At 66.6% G+C, this 13,793-nt stretch carries 14 protein-coding genes and 2 pseudogenes; 6 read left to right on the top strand and 10 right to left on the bottom strand.

What is annotated here, in order from left to right:
• Positions 1-3 precede the first annotated feature (3 nt).
• The 4 genes from METY_RS15045 to METY_RS15030 form a co-directional block, all read right to left on the bottom strand.
• Positions 4-999: a TRAP transporter substrate-binding protein gene (locus tag METY_RS15045; protein WP_103122216.1), complete on the bottom strand. Its 996-nt coding sequence runs from the start codon at positions 997-999 to the stop codon at positions 4-6.
• Between the two features lie 108 nt (positions 1,000-1,107).
• Positions 1,108-2,142: a transketolase family protein gene (locus tag METY_RS15040; RefSeq protein WP_103122215.1), complete on the bottom strand. Its 1,035-nt coding sequence runs from the start codon at positions 2,140-2,142 to the stop codon at positions 1,108-1,110.
• The gene (locus tag METY_RS15035; RefSeq protein WP_103122214.1) at positions 2,139-2,978 is read right to left on the bottom strand and encodes a transketolase; all 840 of its coding nucleotides are present in this window, start codon (positions 2,976-2,978) and stop codon (positions 2,139-2,141) included. Before METY_RS15035 ends, METY_RS15040 begins: the two co-directional genes overlap by 4 nt.
• Before the next feature lie 28 nt (positions 2,979-3,006).
• Positions 3,007-3,783 (bottom strand): SDR family NAD(P)-dependent oxidoreductase, encoded by a 777-nt coding sequence (locus METY_RS15030; protein WP_103122213.1) that lies wholly within the window; start codon positions 3,781-3,783, stop codon positions 3,007-3,009.
• A 258-nt stretch (positions 3,784-4,041) separates the two neighbouring features.
• Here METY_RS15030 and METY_RS15025 point away from each other — a divergent pair, with 258 nt between their 5' ends.
• Positions 4,042-4,938, top strand: coding sequence for a LysR substrate-binding domain-containing protein (locus METY_RS15025; protein ID WP_103122212.1), 897 nt, complete (start codon positions 4,042-4,044; stop codon positions 4,936-4,938).
• Between the two features lie 540 nt (positions 4,939-5,478).
• Here METY_RS15025 and METY_RS15020 read toward each other — a convergent pair.
• Genes METY_RS15020 through METY_RS15010 form a run of 3 tightly spaced genes read right to left on the bottom strand, consistent with a single transcriptional unit; the run spans position 5,479 to position 7,557 of the window.
• Positions 5,479-5,934, bottom strand: a complete 456-nt coding sequence (locus METY_RS15020) for a MaoC/PaaZ C-terminal domain-containing protein (protein ID WP_103122211.1) — start codon at positions 5,932-5,934, stop codon at positions 5,479-5,481.
• A 28-nt stretch (positions 5,935-5,962) separates the two neighbouring features.
• Positions 5,963-6,925: an enoyl-CoA hydratase/isomerase family protein gene (locus METY_RS15015; protein ID WP_200819695.1), complete on the bottom strand. Its 963-nt coding sequence runs from the start codon at positions 6,923-6,925 to the stop codon at positions 5,963-5,965.
• 56 nt (positions 6,926-6,981) lie between these two features.
• The gene (locus METY_RS15010; protein WP_103122209.1) at positions 6,982-7,557 is read right to left on the bottom strand and encodes a TetR/AcrR family transcriptional regulator; all 576 of its coding nucleotides are present in this window, start codon (positions 7,555-7,557) and stop codon (positions 6,982-6,984) included.
• Between the two features lie 110 nt (positions 7,558-7,667).
• Between METY_RS15010 and METY_RS15005 the strand changes: the two genes are divergently transcribed.
• The 4 genes from METY_RS15005 to METY_RS14990 all read left to right on the top strand — a co-directional run bounded on the left by METY_RS15005 (position 7,668) and on the right by METY_RS14990 (position 11,002).
• Positions 7,668-8,456 carry an SDR family NAD(P)-dependent oxidoreductase gene (locus tag METY_RS15005; RefSeq protein ID WP_103122208.1) on the top strand — a complete coding sequence of 263 codons (789 nt, stop codon included), beginning with the start codon at positions 7,668-7,670 and terminating at the stop codon, positions 8,454-8,456.
• A 63-nt stretch (positions 8,457-8,519) separates the two neighbouring features.
• A complete protein-coding gene (locus METY_RS15000; protein WP_103122207.1) occupies positions 8,520-9,602 on the top strand; it encodes an alkene reductase in 1,083 nt (360 codons plus the stop codon).
• A 107-nt stretch (positions 9,603-9,709) separates the two neighbouring features.
• The gene (locus tag METY_RS14995) at positions 9,710-10,720 is read left to right on the top strand and encodes an NADP-dependent oxidoreductase (protein ID WP_103122206.1); all 1,011 of its coding nucleotides are present in this window, start codon (positions 9,710-9,712) and stop codon (positions 10,718-10,720) included.
• A gap of 123 nt (positions 10,721-10,843) precedes the next feature.
• A complete protein-coding gene (locus tag METY_RS14990; RefSeq protein ID WP_200819694.1) occupies positions 10,844-11,002 on the top strand; it encodes a hypothetical protein in 159 nt (52 codons plus the stop codon).
• A 38-nt stretch (positions 11,003-11,040) separates the two neighbouring features.
• On the opposite strand, the gene METY_RS21250 is transcribed toward METY_RS14990, so the two are convergent.
• Entirely contained in the window at positions 11,041-11,367 is a 327-nt protein-coding gene (locus METY_RS21250) for a hypothetical protein (protein ID WP_200819702.1), read from the bottom strand.
• 198 nt (positions 11,368-11,565) lie between these two features.
• On the opposite strand from METY_RS21250, the pseudogene METY_RS20905 reads away from it, so the two are divergent.
• Positions 11,566-11,643 (top strand): annotated as a pseudogene (locus tag METY_RS20905) (nitroreductase family protein); the annotation flags it as partial.
• Between the two features lie 98 nt (positions 11,644-11,741).
• Here METY_RS20905 and METY_RS14985 read toward each other — a convergent pair.
• Together METY_RS14985 and METY_RS21115 are read right to left on the bottom strand one after the other, a co-directional pair.
• Entirely contained in the window at positions 11,742-12,287 is a 546-nt protein-coding gene (locus tag METY_RS14985) for a DUF1003 domain-containing protein (RefSeq protein ID WP_103122205.1), read from the bottom strand.
• Positions 12,288-12,783: 496 nt separating this feature from the next.
• Positions 12,784-13,793: pseudogene (locus METY_RS21115) on the bottom strand (calcium-binding protein); the annotation flags it as partial.

Genomic DNA, 13,793 nt, shown 5'->3' with positions numbered 1-13,793 from the left:
CCCTCACGCCTTCGCCGCGTCGACGAGCTTTCGCACGAAATCGCCGAAGGGCTTCGCCTTCCACGCCTCGACCACGCCGGCGGAGGCCGCCTGGAACGCCGCCGTGTCGCAACTGTTGACGCTGAGCTTCGGGTCTTCCGAAAACTGCTTGGCGAACTTCGCCTCGGACTCCGCCAGCAGACGGCGCTGCAGGTCGGTCGCCTCCTTCGCCGCGGCGCGGATCGAGACCATGTCGGCGGCGTAGCGTTTGGCGCTGATCGACGACATCAGGAAGGGCGAGGACTCCCACTTGTGGCCGGACAGGCTGATGAACCTGTTGACCTCGTAAAGCTTGGAGCTCGCGATGTTGGTGAGGGGGTTCTCCTGGCCGTCCACCACTCCCTGCTGGAGCGCGATGTAGAGCTCGCCGAACGAGATCTGCTCGGTCCCGGCGCCGAGCGCGCGGAAGATGTCGATCGTCATCGGGTCCGGCGGCGTGCGGATCTTGAGGCCCTTCAGGTCCTCGGGCTTCTGGATCGGACGCTTGGAGTTGGTGATGTTGCGGATGCCGTTGTCCCACCAGCCGAGCGGCAGCATGCCGATCTTCTCGAAGCGGGCGCCGAGGTCGGCGCCGACCTGGCCTTCGAGCACCCGGAAAGCGGCGGCGCTGTCCGCGAACAGGAACGGCAGGCCGAGCGCCGCAAGCTCCGGCAGCAGCGCCGAGGTCGATCCCTGGCTGTTGACGGTCATATCGATCGCGCCGGTGCGAAGGCTCGTCAGCAGAGATTGCTCGTTGCCTAGCTGCTCGGCGCCGGCGACGCGAACGGCGAGCTTGCCGCCGGTCTTCTCGCCCACGAGCTTCGCGAAATGTTCGGCCGCGACCTGGCGCGGGTTGCCGGGGGCGGCGTTGTGGCCGAGCGTCAGGTTCGAGGCGGCGAAGGAGCCGCGTGGGAAGGCGAGCACGGCCGGCGCCGCGCAGACGCCGGCCAGCACGGCGCGTCGGGTGGTGATCAGGCTCATGGGTCGTTCCTCTCCAGCGTGCGATGCCCGTTGGCCGGGCTTTGTCGTTTCCGGATGCGAAATCCCATCCTCCGGGCCAGGCGCGCCTCGCGCGGACGACGGCGGATTTCAAAGCCAGCTCTTGATGCTCTCCGTCATGGCTGCGGTCGAAATGCCGTAGCGGTCGTGCAGCGTCGGCAGCGCGCCGGCGTCAAGGAAGGCGTCGGGCAGCGCGATCTGGCGGAAGCCCGCCGGCGTCACGCCAGCCCGCATCAGCGCGCCGGCGACCGCCTCGCCCAACCCACCGACGACGGTGTGGTTTTCCGCCACGATCACCATGCGGCCGGTTTTCGAAGCCTCGCGGATAATGGTCGCCTCATCGAGCGGCTTGATCGTGCCAACGTGCAGCACCCCGACGTCGACGCCGTCCGCCGCCAGCGCCTTCGCGGTCTCGAGCGCGCGCATGGTCATGAAGCCGGAGGAGATCACGAGCGCGTCGTTTCCGCCGCGGATCATCTTCGCCTTGCCCAGCTCGAACTCGTAGCCGTACTCGTCCAGCACCAGCGGCACGTTCCCGCGCAGCAGACGCATGTAAACCGGCCCTTTATGGGCCGCGATCGCAGGCGTCGCCTGAGCGATCTCATGGGCGTCGCAGGGGTCGACGATCACTAGGCCCGGCATGCCGCGGAAGATCGCGATGTCTTCGGTCGCCTGATGGCTGGGGCCGTAGCCGGTGGTGAGGCCAGGCAGGGCGCAGACGATCTTGACGTCGAGGTTCTCCTCCGCGATCGCCATAAAGATGAAGTCGTAGGCCCGACGCGACGCGAACACCGCATAGGTCGTGACGAAGGGCGTGAAGCCCTCGCGGGCAAGGCCTGCGGCGGCGCTCATCAGGAGCTGCTCGGCCATACCCATCTGGTAGAAGCGCTCGGGGTAGGCCTTCGCGAACACGTGGAGGTCGGTGTATTTCGACAGGTCCGCCGTAAGGCCGACCACGTCCGGCCGCGACGTCGCGATCTTCACCAGCGCATGGCCGAAGGGCGCGGGCGCGGTGCGCTGGTCGGGTCCCGCGATCGAGGCGATCATCGCCGAGGTCTTCAGCCGCACGCCTTCTCCGCCGCTGTTGGCCAGATGGGTGGGACGGTCGTATTTCGAGCGCCTCATGAGGGCCTCCCGGCGTCGAGGATGGTGAGCGCCTGGCTCCATTCGTCGGGCTCGACGCGCAGGAAGTGGTTGCGCTCGCGCTCCTCCAGGAACGGCACGCCTTTGGCCATCTTGGTGTCGCAAATCACGACGCGGGGCTTGGCCGCGTCCGTGTGGCGGGCGGCGTCGAAGGCGGCGACGAGCGTTGGGATGTCGTTGCCGTCGACCCGGGCCACGTGCCAGCCGAAGGCTTCGAACTTCGGGACCAGCGGCTCGAAGTTGAGCTGCTGGGTCGAGGGGCCGTCGGCCTGCATGTTGTTGACGTCGACAATGCCGATCAGATTGTCGAGCTTGTAGGAGCCAGCGGACATCGCCGCCTCCCAGGTCGAGCCTTCGTCAAGCTCGCCGTCGGAGAACAGGTTGTAGACGAAGGAGTTCGAGCTCTTCTTCTTGAGGCCCAGCGCCATCCCCACGGCGATGCCGAGGCCGTGGCCGAGCGAGCCGCCGGTCACCTCCATACCGGGCGTGTAGGCGGCCATGCCGGACATCGGCAGCCGGCTGTCGTCGCCGCCGTAGGTCTCGAGTTCGTCCTCGGGCAGGATTTGCGCCTCAATCAGCGCGGCGTAGAGCGCGATCGCGTAATGGCCTATCGACAGAAGAAAGCGGTCGCGGCCCTCCCATTCCGGCTCGTCGGGGCGGTAGTTCAGCGCGTGGAAGTAGGACACCGCGAGCACGTCGGAGATGCCGAGCGCCTGGGCGATGTACCCCTGACCCTGCACTTCGCCCATGCGCAGCGCGTTCCGGCGGATGCGCCAAGCGCGCTCGGCCAGCGAGACGTTGTGGCCGATCTGGGTCATGCGAAACACCTCATGTTGGCGGGCGCGCTCAATGGATCAGCATCCCGCCGTTGACGTCGATCGTGGCGCCGGTGACGTAGGAGGAGAGGTCCGAGGCCAGGAAAAGGCAGATGCGGGCGACGTCGAGCGCATCGCCCAGCCGATTGAGCGGGATGCCCTTGAGGATCTCGCTGCGGATCGCGTCGGTCATCATGCCGCCGGTGATGTCGGTCTGGATCAGCCCGGGGGCGATCGAGTTCACCCGAACGCCGTCGGGCCCGAGCTCCCGCGCCATGGCTCGGGCGAGGCCGAGGACGCCGCCCTTCGCCGCCGAGTAATGCGGACCGCCGAAGATGCCGCCGCCGCGCTGTGCCGAGACCGAGGACATGCAGACGATCGCGCCGGACCTCTGCGCCCGCATGGCCGGCACGACGGCCTGGCTCATGTAGAGCGTGCCGCGCAGCGAGACGTCGGTCACCGCCTCATAGTTCGCGGCCTCGATGTCCATGAACTTCAGCGGCTGGGTGATGCCGGCGTTGTTCACCAGCACGTCGATCCGGCCGAGTTCGGAGAGGATCCGGTCCGCCGCCGCCCGGCAGGCCGGCTTGTCGGTGACGTCGCAGGCAAGGCCGAGGTGATCTGGGCCGATGGCGGCGGCGGCTGCCGCGGCTTGCCCCGCGTCGAGGTCGAGGATTACCACGCGGCCGCCGTTCTTTGCGAACAGTTCCGCCGTCGCGCGGCCGATGCCCCGCGCGGAAGCCGCGCCCGTGATGACGCAAATCTTTTGGTCGAGCACGTTGGGTCGTCTCCCTACGGCCCCCGGCATTCTCGTGCGCGTCCTGAGGAGAGGCGCCCGGCGCGGGGTGTCGGTTTCAAGGAGGACGCTAGAATGCGGTCGCCACTGGGCACAAACGAATATCCGCCCTCGATCGGTGAACTCAGTTCATCATTCCGGACGCATGCGGTACGGACGACTCTGCCGCCGCATCGGCGACAGGCCTATAGCCGCCAGTGTCGGCCGGATGATCGCCGTGCGATCGAAGGTTTGATTTACAGCCTCCCGTGATCCTGCTTCATCGCTTGGATGCTGAAGGACGTGTCGCTGACCACAGTGCGAGCATTCGAGGCGGCCGCGCGCCACGGCTCGTTCCGAGCCGCGGCGAACGATCTGAAGTTGTCGCCCAGCGCCATCAGCCACGCTGTGCTGAAGCTCGAGCAGAGCCTGGACGTCCGCCTGTTCGAGCGCGAAGGCAGGCACATCCGCCTCAGCGCGGACGGCGAAACGCTGATGCGTCACGTCGGCGTCGCCTTCGACGAACTTCGGCGCGGCATGGAGACGGTCTCGACCCGCGGCGCGCCGCTGCTCAGGCTGCATGCGGCGCCGAGCTTCGCGGCCCAGTGGCTGTCCCCGCGCCTCACCCGCTTCTTCGCGGCCCATCCCGACATCGAGGTCCGACTGGCGTCCAGCACCGAGTACGCCCGCTTCACCAACGGCGACTTCGACGCCGACATCGTCTACGGCCCGCCGCGCGGAGAGAGCGTCACGGTGGTCCCGCTCGGCGAGGAGACGGTGACGCCGCTCTGCGCCCCAGAGGTCGCGGCGTCGATCAGGTGCAAGGAAGACCTGTTGGCCTGCGTCCTGATCCAGAGCGACGCCAAGCTGGTGCGCTGGCCGGACTGGTTCGAGCGCAACGGCATGAGCGCGCCGCCGCCGCATGGAATGCGCTTCGACCGCAGCTTTCTCGCGATCGCCGCCGCCGCCGACCGCCTGGGCGTCGCGCTGGAATCCACACGCCTCGCCGAGCGCGAGCTCGCCGCGGGCCGCCTCGTCGCCCCCTTGGCGGGCCTGGCGAAGGACGTGCGCTACGTCGGCCACCGGCTGGTGTTTCCGCAGACCGGCCGCCAACCCCGGACCGTGCGGCTGTTCGCGGAGTGGCTGCTCAGGGAGCTGGAGATCGAGGGCGTCGGTCTGAGCGGATGAGCGCAGGCCGGAAGTCGCGGGGTCGTGCTGCGGACGGCTCCCGTCTCGCTGCCTCACCGCATTATTGGCTTATCGCTCCGGAGAATATTGTCGGCGGCGTTTTCGTCAACGTTCGCCTTGGATCCAGTTCGACGCGGTGCTCGCTTATCTCGAGAGCGGTCCGCGGCTCTGGGTGCTGTAAAACAGCGAAGAAACGATCGTCGTCTTTGGCCGAAGGGACACCCTGTTATGGGCCGCGCCGGCCTTCGCCTCGCCGAGTTCGAAGGTCAGCCGATAGTGTTCCGCGAGTAAGGCTTGGACGCCCGTCGCTCGAGCGAGGCGGTTTTGGCCAAGGCGGGCTTACGCGCCGCGACCTGACATTGCGCGATCGCCAAATGATTTTCGAGGTAAACGTCTGCTCCCGGTTGGTCGGCTAATGACCGTTCCTGGCGCCAAGGGGCGGTGGCCGCTGGCCGTAGGTGACCCAAAGAGGATTTCCGAAAGGCCCGCTTTGCGCGAAAGCCTCCGCCTAGCTTCGCCTATTCAGCGTCGATCCTTGTCTCAGCGCATGGTCTCATCGCGGCGCCTCACGAGCAGCCTGGCCGTCATCTCCTGGACGATCTCGTCGCGCTGGTTTCGGGTCAGGGATCTCAAGACGGCGACACCGGTCCTCTTTCCCGGCTCGATCTTCAGGACCTCGCTGTCGATGCGCAGAACGTCGCCTGGGCGCGTTGCGGCAGGCCAAGTCACGTCGACGCTGAGACCGACCACTCCGCCCGCAAGCGGGACCGAGCCGACGATCAGGCCCATGGTAAGCGAAGCCGTGTGCCAGCCACTTGCCGCAAGTCCCCTGAAAACCGAAGCCTTGGCTAGTTTTTCGTCGAGATGGAAGGGCTGTGGATCGAACTGCCCGGCGAAATCCAACACGGCGTCCCGGTCCACTTCGGCGGCACCGCTCGAGAACCGACGGCCAACCTCAAGGTCTTCGAGATAGAGCGGCGTCCCACGATCTGTCATCACGTCCTCCTGTCCGTCTCCCTGCCGTTCAGTTCGCCAGGCCGAGATAGTGGCCGAGGCGACGCTCGACGTCGGCGCCGTACTCGGAGACGAGCTTGCCCATTCGCGGCCGGCGCGCTTTGAATCCTGGCCAGTCGAGGGACGCGACGTACTCGACGTAGGCGGCGTGCAGGTCGGCCTCGGGCGGCAGCGTCGCCCTGTTGACCTGGGCCTTGGCGGCGGCGAGCGCCTGTCGATCGAAGCCGCCAAGTCGCGTCGCCAGCGAGTCGACGAAAGCGTCGAGTTCGCCGTCCGGCAGAGCCCGGGTGACGAGGCCAAGGCGCTCGGCGTCTTCGCCCCCGTAGTCCCGGCTGCTCAAAATGATTTCGAGCGCGCGGTCCCGGCCAATCAACCGAGGCAGCCGCTCGCTGGCGCCGCCGCCCGGCAGGATGCCGGCTCCGACCTCCGGTTGGCCGAAGAACGCCTTCTCGCGGCTGGCGTAGCGCATGTCGCAGGCGAGGGCGAACTCGTCGCCGCCGCCGCGCGTCCGGCCGCGGACGACGGCGATGTTGATGGCCGGCGACCGGGTCATGCGCACGACCATGTCGGTCCAGGTCGAGGTCGGAGGGCTGGTCGCCTCCATAGGGAAATCCAGGGCCTTCGAGAGGTCGAAGTGATTAATGAAGTAGCCCTCGATGTCGCTCGCGAAGAGCACGACCTTCACCTCCGGGTCGCGTTCCGTCTCCGTCACAACGGCGTGCAGCGCCGACACCAGTTCGGGAACGACGAGGTTAAAGGGCGGGTTCGAGATCGTCACCCGCCAGATCTGCGGCGTTCGCTTCTGCAGCCGGACCATGTCGGAGCCCGGTCGTGGCCCGGAGCCGACGCCCGGCTGTGGCTGGGCGGAGGCCTGTGAGACAAGGGGAAGTGTCGCGGCTGCTGCGGCGACCGACAGGAACAGGCGGCGATCAATCTCTGAGCTCAAGGCGTTCTGGTTGTGCGCCTCTGTCATTTGCTGTCTCCAGTTGTCAAAAGACATCGGACCTCGGGCAGCCGAGGCCCCCCGGGTTAGGAAGCGTCGGTCGAACCGGCGGTGTCGCCGATGCGGGCGTCGAGCCAAGCTTGGGTCTGCTGCAGGATCTCGTCCGACAGCGCCGGGTCGTCGACCGCGCGGGCGAGGATCAGGGCGCCGATCATCGCGGCCCACGATCCGACGGCCCCACGTCGCTTCGCCGCTCCGTCGGCGCCGGGAAACGCCTCAGTCAGGCGATCAATTTGGGATCTGAAGCCGTCGGCAATGGCAGCGCGCGACGCAGGCGTGTGATGGCGGATCTCCGCTGCGAGCCCTGCGGTCGGGCAACCGCCGGCGGCGTTGTCGCGGTGGCGAGGCGAAAGATACGCGGAAACGTAAGCGCGGAGATCGAGACCCTCGGCCGCTTCGACGACGAGCGCATGCGCAAGCGTCTTCGCGACGAGATCGTCCTTGGACGCAAAGTGCCCGTAGAACCCGCCGTGGGTGAGCCCCGCGGCCTTCATAACCTCTGCAACGCTGACCGCTTCGACGCCCTTCGCTCGGAACAGTGCGCTGGCGGCGTCCAGGATCCGGCGCCGGTTCTCGGCCATCTTCTCGCGCGTGACCCTCATCCCAAAATTCTCCAAGCGACGCCGTTGACAAAAACATGACGGCGATCATATTTGAAATCAATCATGATAACCATCATGTATGTGATACATTAGCAGAAAGTTTCAACGTCATGGCCGCTCTCTCAGTCGTCCTCGTCACCGGCGCCTCCACCGGCATCGGCGCGACTTACGCGGATCGCTTCGCCCGGCGCGGTCATGACCTCGTACTGGTCGCGCGCGACAAGGCTCGCCTCGACGCCCTTGCCGTTCGGTTGCGTGGCGAGACAGGCGTCACGGTCGACGTGCTGCAGGCGGACCTGACCCAGCCGGGGGATCTCGCTGCGGTCGAGACGAGGCTGCGCGACGACCGTCGCATCGGCGTGCTGATCAACAACGCCGGCGCGACCCTGGGCGGCGGCTTCGTCGACCAGTCGACCGACGACGTGGCGCGGATCGTGGCGCTCAACACCACCGCCGTTGTTCGTCTCGCCAGCGCCGTCGCGCCGAGGTTCGCGGAAGCAGGCGAAGGTGCGATCGTCAACGTCGGTTCGGTCGTCGGGCTGGCGCCGGAGTTCGGCATGACGGTCTACGGAGCGACCAAGGCCTTCGCGCTGTTCTTCTCCCAGGGGCTCAGCCTCGAGCTGGGTCCTAAGGGCGTCTATGTGCAGGCCGTGCTTCCGGCTGCAACGCGAACCGAGATCTGGGAGCGCAGTGGTGTGGACGTGAACACCCTGCCCGCCGTCATGGAGGTGGACGATCTGGTGGATGCGGCTCTGGTCGGGTTCGACCGGCGCGAGCCCGTCACCATCCCGCCGCTCCACGACGCCGGGCAATGGGACGCTCACCAGCTCACGCGACAGGCGATGATCCCGGGTTTCGCTCAGATCCACGCCGCGGAGCGCTACCGCGCCGCAAACTGATCGCGAGCCGAACCGGCTGCCTCCCCGCAGCGGGTCGCCACAACGTTCCGGAAAGGACCACTCATGACCGGCAATTCTCTCTTCGAGCCGTTCAAGCTTGGCGAACTCACTCTGGCGAACCGCGTCGTCATGGCGCCGTTGACTCGCAATCGGGCCGGAAACGGCTTCGTACCGGGCGACCTCGCGGCGGAGTACTATGCGCAGCGCGCCTCAGCGGGCCTAATCGTTTCCGAGGCTACTCAGATCTCCCAGCAGGGCCAAGGCTATCAGGATACGCCCGGCATCTATTCGCAGGCACAGATCGACGGCTGGCGCAAGGTCACCGACGCGGTGCACGGGAAGGGCGGCAGGATTTTCCTGCAGCTCTGGCACGTCGGCCGTGTGTCCCATGTCGATCTGCAGGAAAACGGCGCCGCTCCGGTCGCCCCCTCGGCGATCCGCGCGGAGACCCAGACCTTCGTCAACAACGGCTTCGCCGACGTGTCGGAGCCGCGAGCGCTGGAACTCAACGAGATCCCGGGCATCGTGAATGACTTCCGGAAGGCCGCGGCGAACGCCGTTTCAGCGGGCTTCGACGGCGTGGAGATCCACGGGGCCAACGGCTATCTCCTGGACCAGTTCGCCAAGGACGGCTCCAATGTCCGCACCGACGCTTATGGCGGATCGGTCGAGAACCGATCGCGGTTGATGTTGGAGGTCGCGGCCGCAGTCGCCGAAGAGATTGGTGCCGGGCGCACTGGCGTCCGGATCTCGCCCGTCTCTCCCTTCAACGGCGTTTCGAGCAGCGATCCGCAGGCGCAGTTCGATCACATCGTCGATGGTCTGGACGCGCTCGGTGTCGCCTACATCCATGTCGTCGAGGGCGCGACCGGCGGCCCGCGCGACGCGGCGCCGTTCGACTTCGGTTCGCTGCGCAAACGCTTCAGAAACGCATACATCGCGAACAACGGCTACGATCTGGAGCTGGCCACGCGGAGCCTCGGCGAGGGCAAAGCCGACCTGTTCGCCTTCGGACGCCCCTTCATCGCCAATCCCGATCTTGTAGACCGGCTGAAGACCAATGCGCCGCTCGCCCACCTGAATCCTGCGACGCTCTACGGTGGCGGAGCCGCCGGCTACACCGACTATCCGGCAATCGGCGGCTGACGCGCCGTCAGCCGCCGCTCAATTCCCTTCGCTCCCGGGTCTAGGCGCGGCAGGGCCGACGCGTCACGAATTGATTAAGCCCCCGATTCAAAACGAGGCGAAGTGTCATGAAGGCCTTCATCGTCGATCAGTACAAGAAGGTGCCGCTTCGTCTCGGCGAAACCCCGGAGCCGGGCGTCGGCGATCGTGACGTTCTGGTCGAGGTCAGGGCGGCGGGGATCAACCCGCTCGACTCTAAGATCCGCGACGGCGAGTTCAAGCTGATCCTGCCCTACCGTCCGCCCTTCGTTCTCGGCCACGACGTGGCCGGGACCGTCATGCAGGTCGGGGCCGCCGTGCGGCGTTTCAAACCGGGGGACGAGGTCTACGCGCGCCCGCGCGACGGCCGCATCGGCGCGTTCGCGGAGCGCATCGCAATCGATGAAGCGGACGTCGCCCTTAAGCCCGCGAACCTTAGCATGGAGGAGGCTGCGGCCGTTCCACTCGTCGCCCTGACCGCCTGGCAGGCGCTGGTGGAGAAGGCGAAGCTGAAGGCCGGGCAGAAGGTGCTCATCCACGCAGGGTCTGGCGGCGTCGGGGCCTTCGCGATCCAGATCGCCAAGCATCGCGGCGCCACGGTCGCGACGACCACCAGTACGGCGAACGTGGATCTGGTGAAGCAGCTCGGTGCGGACGTCGTGGTCGACTACAAGACCGAGGAGTTCGACAAGATCCTTTCGGGTTACGACGTCGTCCTCAACAGCCTCGACGGCAAGACGCTTGAGAAATCGTTGGCGGTGCTCAAGCCTGGCGGACTGCTGATCTCGATCTCTGGGCCGCCGGACGTCGCCTTCGCAAGGTCCCAGAACCTCGGCTGGCCGGTGCGCCTGGTCCTGCGCCTCCTAAGCGCCGGCATCCGCAGAAAGGCTCGAGGCCGCGGGATCGACTATTCGTTTCTATTCATGCGCGCCGACGGCGAGCAGCTCGGCCGGATCACGTCCTTGATCGAGGACGGCGCGGTGAGCGTTGTCGTGGACAAGACGTTCCCTTTCGGGCGGCTCAACGAGGCGATGGCCTATGTCGACACCGGCCGCGCCAAGGGCAAGGTCGTCGTGACGGTTAAGCCGGAAGGACAGTGAGGTGAGCGCTGCCACCGCGACGTCGCCGACGCAGGCCGGGAAGACCGCGCCCACCGTCGGATCACCGCTGCCAGCGAGACGTTCGCCTATCGCCGTCTAGGCTCCGAGGGCGACGCGCCCGTCGTGCTGCTCAGTCACTGGGGCGCGACGCTGGACAATTTCGATCCGCGAATCGTCGAGGGCCTCGCCGCGGCGCGGCCCGTGTTTGCCGTCAACTACCGCGGCGTCGGGGCATCGGGCGGCGCCGCCCCTCACACGGTCGCGAGATGGCCGACGACGTGATCGCCGTCATCGGCGCGCTCGGGCTCCGGAGTGTCGACCTAGTATGCTCGCGTTTCTGGACGCGCGACGGCTGTCGGGAGGACCCAACGGAGCGAAGCCGAATGTCCGTTTTCAGGCGGCATGCCACCTTCCGCTTCTGGCGCCGAGCGGTCGCCGAGGTCTGCCTGCGGATGACCCAAAGCGGACGTAGAGTGGAGCCGCTTACTGGACAGCTGAAGCGATTCGTTAGCGATCGCCCAGTTGGCCTTAGCGGCCTCGCGCCAGGCGTCGCCGGCCTCGATCTGGGCGGTGTAGCGGTCGTCGATCACCGTCCGGAAATCGACGGGGCGCGGGTAGAACCCAATCTTGGACAGCTTCTCGGTCACGACGAGCTCCGCCTTGAAGCCTTCGCCTCCCTCGTTGACCGGGTCAGCGTGAAGGCGCCGCTCTTCGCCGCGAACAGGGCCTCGCTTTCGCGCAGCTGCTTGGCCGTCCAGCGCATATCGGTTCCGGTGCAGCACCGCTGCCTGTGGCAGTCGGGGCTTCACGGCCGCGGGCGTCTTCGGATCCTCGTAGCCGACCGCGACGCGACGCTTGCGGCCCAGAACGCGCTGCTCGCGGCGGAGTCGCTCGGACTCGGCACGTGCTACATCGGCGCGCTAGCCCCTTTGGAGCCGCGGGTTCCCCGGGCCCGTTCGCGGTCCCGTCTGATGGAGGAACGGGGTAGATGACCTGAGGACTTGGTGCGCGCATGCACCGCCTATGTGCGGTCGAGCCGATCGAGAACCTTCTCGGGCGCAATGTTCCTTTCGGCATCCTTGACTTCCGCTTTATTTCTCACTGGGATGTCAAGCTTATCCGCGATCTCGCGGACCATCTGTATGAGCGTTGTGAGCTCTCGCTCCGTCAGTAGGTTGACGTGCAGATCCAGCTCCGACCGGCGTAGCGCTTGGGCGGCGTCGCGGTTTTGACTGATCAAGACGAAGGTCGACAGAAAGATCGCCTCCACCGACGCCACGGTGGCGAGAATGACGAAGGTTGGGTCGAAGGGCGCGAGGCCCGGCACGGAGCCGGTGTTGACGCCCACCCATGCCATGACGACCGCAGCGTGAATGTAGACAAACGCCATGCTGCCGCTCACAGCCGTGATCTTCTCTGCGATCGCTTCACCCAGAGAGCTCTTAGCGTCTCTCTCTTCCTTCCGCCGCTCGAGCGTGCCGATGTTCCGGTCCAGGACGGGGCTTAGATCTTCGTTCGCGGTCTTGTGGGTGACCCGGCTGTCAGTTCGATCGGCCCCGGTCTTCATCTCAGTGGCAATCCTATTGCTCTGGACCTCGTCGCCTCAGGCGGCTGCGCTTGTGGCGTCGGGGGCTTTCGCCCCTGTTGCGGGAGGTCAAAAGCATGGAGCCGTTCTCATGTTCCGGCAGGCTTTCTTATGAGATGAGCCGCTTTCCACGACGTTGGTCGTGGAGCCGCGCACTGGGCGTTACGCGCGCCCTCGCTTCAGTCCGAGGCGATGACGAGCAAGGCCGCTCGCCTCCGGATTCCGGGGGCGCCGAGATCGCGGCAACGCTCCTTATGCGCTGACGCTGCGCGGGCGGCGGGCCAAAAGGACGACGAGAACGCCGACCCTCACCCAAAGCCGACACCACCCCTCCATGGGCGCTGATGAGCGTGCCCAACAGCTCGGCGACACCAAGATGATAAGCTCGCGGTTCTCCGTCGCTGCTATGCTGAGCAATCCCGTCGGCAACGCCTTCCGGATACCGAAGCGGCCCCCGCGGGCGCCACTTCTCGCGCGCCTACACCACGGTGAAGTCTGCGTAGGTGATGAGCGCCTTGTTGTCCAAGGCCGCGAACTGGATGGCCGCCGAGCCCGTCAGGGAACCGTCGGCGTCGTAGAACAGCGCTCCAGTCTGGCGGTTGTAGAGGATGCGGTCGCTGGCGTCGAAGCTTGCGCCCGTGATCCCGATGTCCTTGAACGCGTTCTGGTCGAGCGCCCCGATCTGCAGGGCGCCAAAGATGCTGCGCGACAGCTGGATCGAGTCGTCCACGACGAGGAAATCCGCGATGTTGTCGATGTTGTTCGCGACAGCCGTGCTGAACACGAAGACGTCCTTTCCGCCGAGTCCAAACAGAGTGTCGCTCCCGCGGCCCCCATCCAACACGTTCGCGCCTGCATTGCCTCTAATGGCGTTCGCAAACTCGTTGCCCGTGAGCTTGAGCGCCTCAGTCCCCGCGTCGCTTATGGTGTGCAGGCGCTCGATCTCCTGGGCGCTTTCGAGCGCGTAGTCGACGCTCGTCAGGACCACGTCCGTCCCGCCTCCTGCGGCCTCGATCACCCGGTCGCCCGCCACGTTGACGTAGAACGTGTCGGCGCCGCCCAGCCCGGTCATGGTGTCCGCGCCGCCGCCGCCGTTCAGGGTGTTGCTTCCCGCATTGCCCTTCAGCGCGTTGACGAACTCGTTGCCCGTGAGCTTGAGCTCCCCGGTCGCCGCGTCGCTGGTGGTGTAGAGCCGCTCGATCTCCTGGCCCGTCTCGAGGGTGTAGTCGACGCTCGTCAGGACCGTGTCTGTCCCGCCCCCAGCGGCCTCGATGGCGCGGTCGCCGGCACCGTCGACGTAATAGGTGTCATTCCCCCCCAGGCCCGTCATGACGTCGGCTCCGCCGCCGCCGTTCAGGGCATTGCTCCCCGCGTTGCCCTTCAGCGCGTTGACGAACTCGTTGCCCGTGAGCCTGAGAGCCGCCGTGCCGGCGTCGTTGGTCGTGTAGAGGCGCTCGATCTCCTGCCCGGCCTCGAGCGTAAAGTTGA

The sequence above is a fragment of the Methylopila sp. Yamaguchi genome, from assembly GCF_002897035.1.
Taxonomy (GTDB): domain Bacteria; phylum Pseudomonadota; class Alphaproteobacteria; order Rhizobiales; family Methylopilaceae; genus Methylopila.
The sequence above is the reverse complement of the archived record's forward strand: the minus strand, read 5'-3'. Positions and strand labels throughout refer to the sequence as shown.

Excerpts from the sequence above, each read along its gene's own strand:
- METY_RS15045 (WP_103122216.1), bottom strand. The coding sequence starts at position 999 with ATGAGCCTGATCACCACCCGACGCGCCGTGCTGGCCGGCGTCTGCGCG.
- METY_RS15040 (WP_103122215.1), bottom strand. The coding sequence starts at position 2,142 with ATGAGGCGCTCGAAATACGACCGTCCCACCCATCTGGCCAACAGCGGC.
- METY_RS15035 (WP_103122214.1), bottom strand. The coding sequence starts at position 2,978 with ATGACCCAGATCGGCCACAACGTCTCGCTGGCCGAGCGCGCTTGGCGC.
- METY_RS15030 (WP_103122213.1), bottom strand. The coding sequence starts at position 3,783 with ATGCCGGGGGCCGTAGGGAGACGACCCAACGTGCTCGACCAAAAGATT.
- METY_RS15025 (WP_103122212.1), top strand. The coding sequence starts at position 4,042 with ATGCTGAAGGACGTGTCGCTGACCACAGTGCGAGCATTCGAGGCGGCC.
- METY_RS15020 (WP_103122211.1), bottom strand. The coding sequence starts at position 5,934 with ATGACAGATCGTGGGACGCCGCTCTATCTCGAAGACCTTGAGGTTGGC.
- METY_RS15015 (WP_200819695.1), bottom strand. The coding sequence starts at position 6,925 with ATGACAGAGGCGCACAACCAGAACGCCTTGAGCTCAGAGATTGATCGC.
- METY_RS15010 (WP_103122209.1), bottom strand. The coding sequence starts at position 7,557 with ATGAGGGTCACGCGCGAGAAGATGGCCGAGAACCGGCGCCGGATCCTG.
- METY_RS15005 (WP_103122208.1), top strand. The coding sequence starts at position 7,668 with ATGGCCGCTCTCTCAGTCGTCCTCGTCACCGGCGCCTCCACCGGCATC.
- METY_RS15000 (WP_103122207.1), top strand. The coding sequence starts at position 8,520 with ATGACCGGCAATTCTCTCTTCGAGCCGTTCAAGCTTGGCGAACTCACT.
- METY_RS14995 (WP_103122206.1), top strand. The coding sequence starts at position 9,710 with ATGAAGGCCTTCATCGTCGATCAGTACAAGAAGGTGCCGCTTCGTCTC.
- METY_RS14985 (WP_103122205.1), bottom strand. The coding sequence starts at position 12,287 with ATGAAGACCGGGGCCGATCGAACTGACAGCCGGGTCACCCACAAGACC.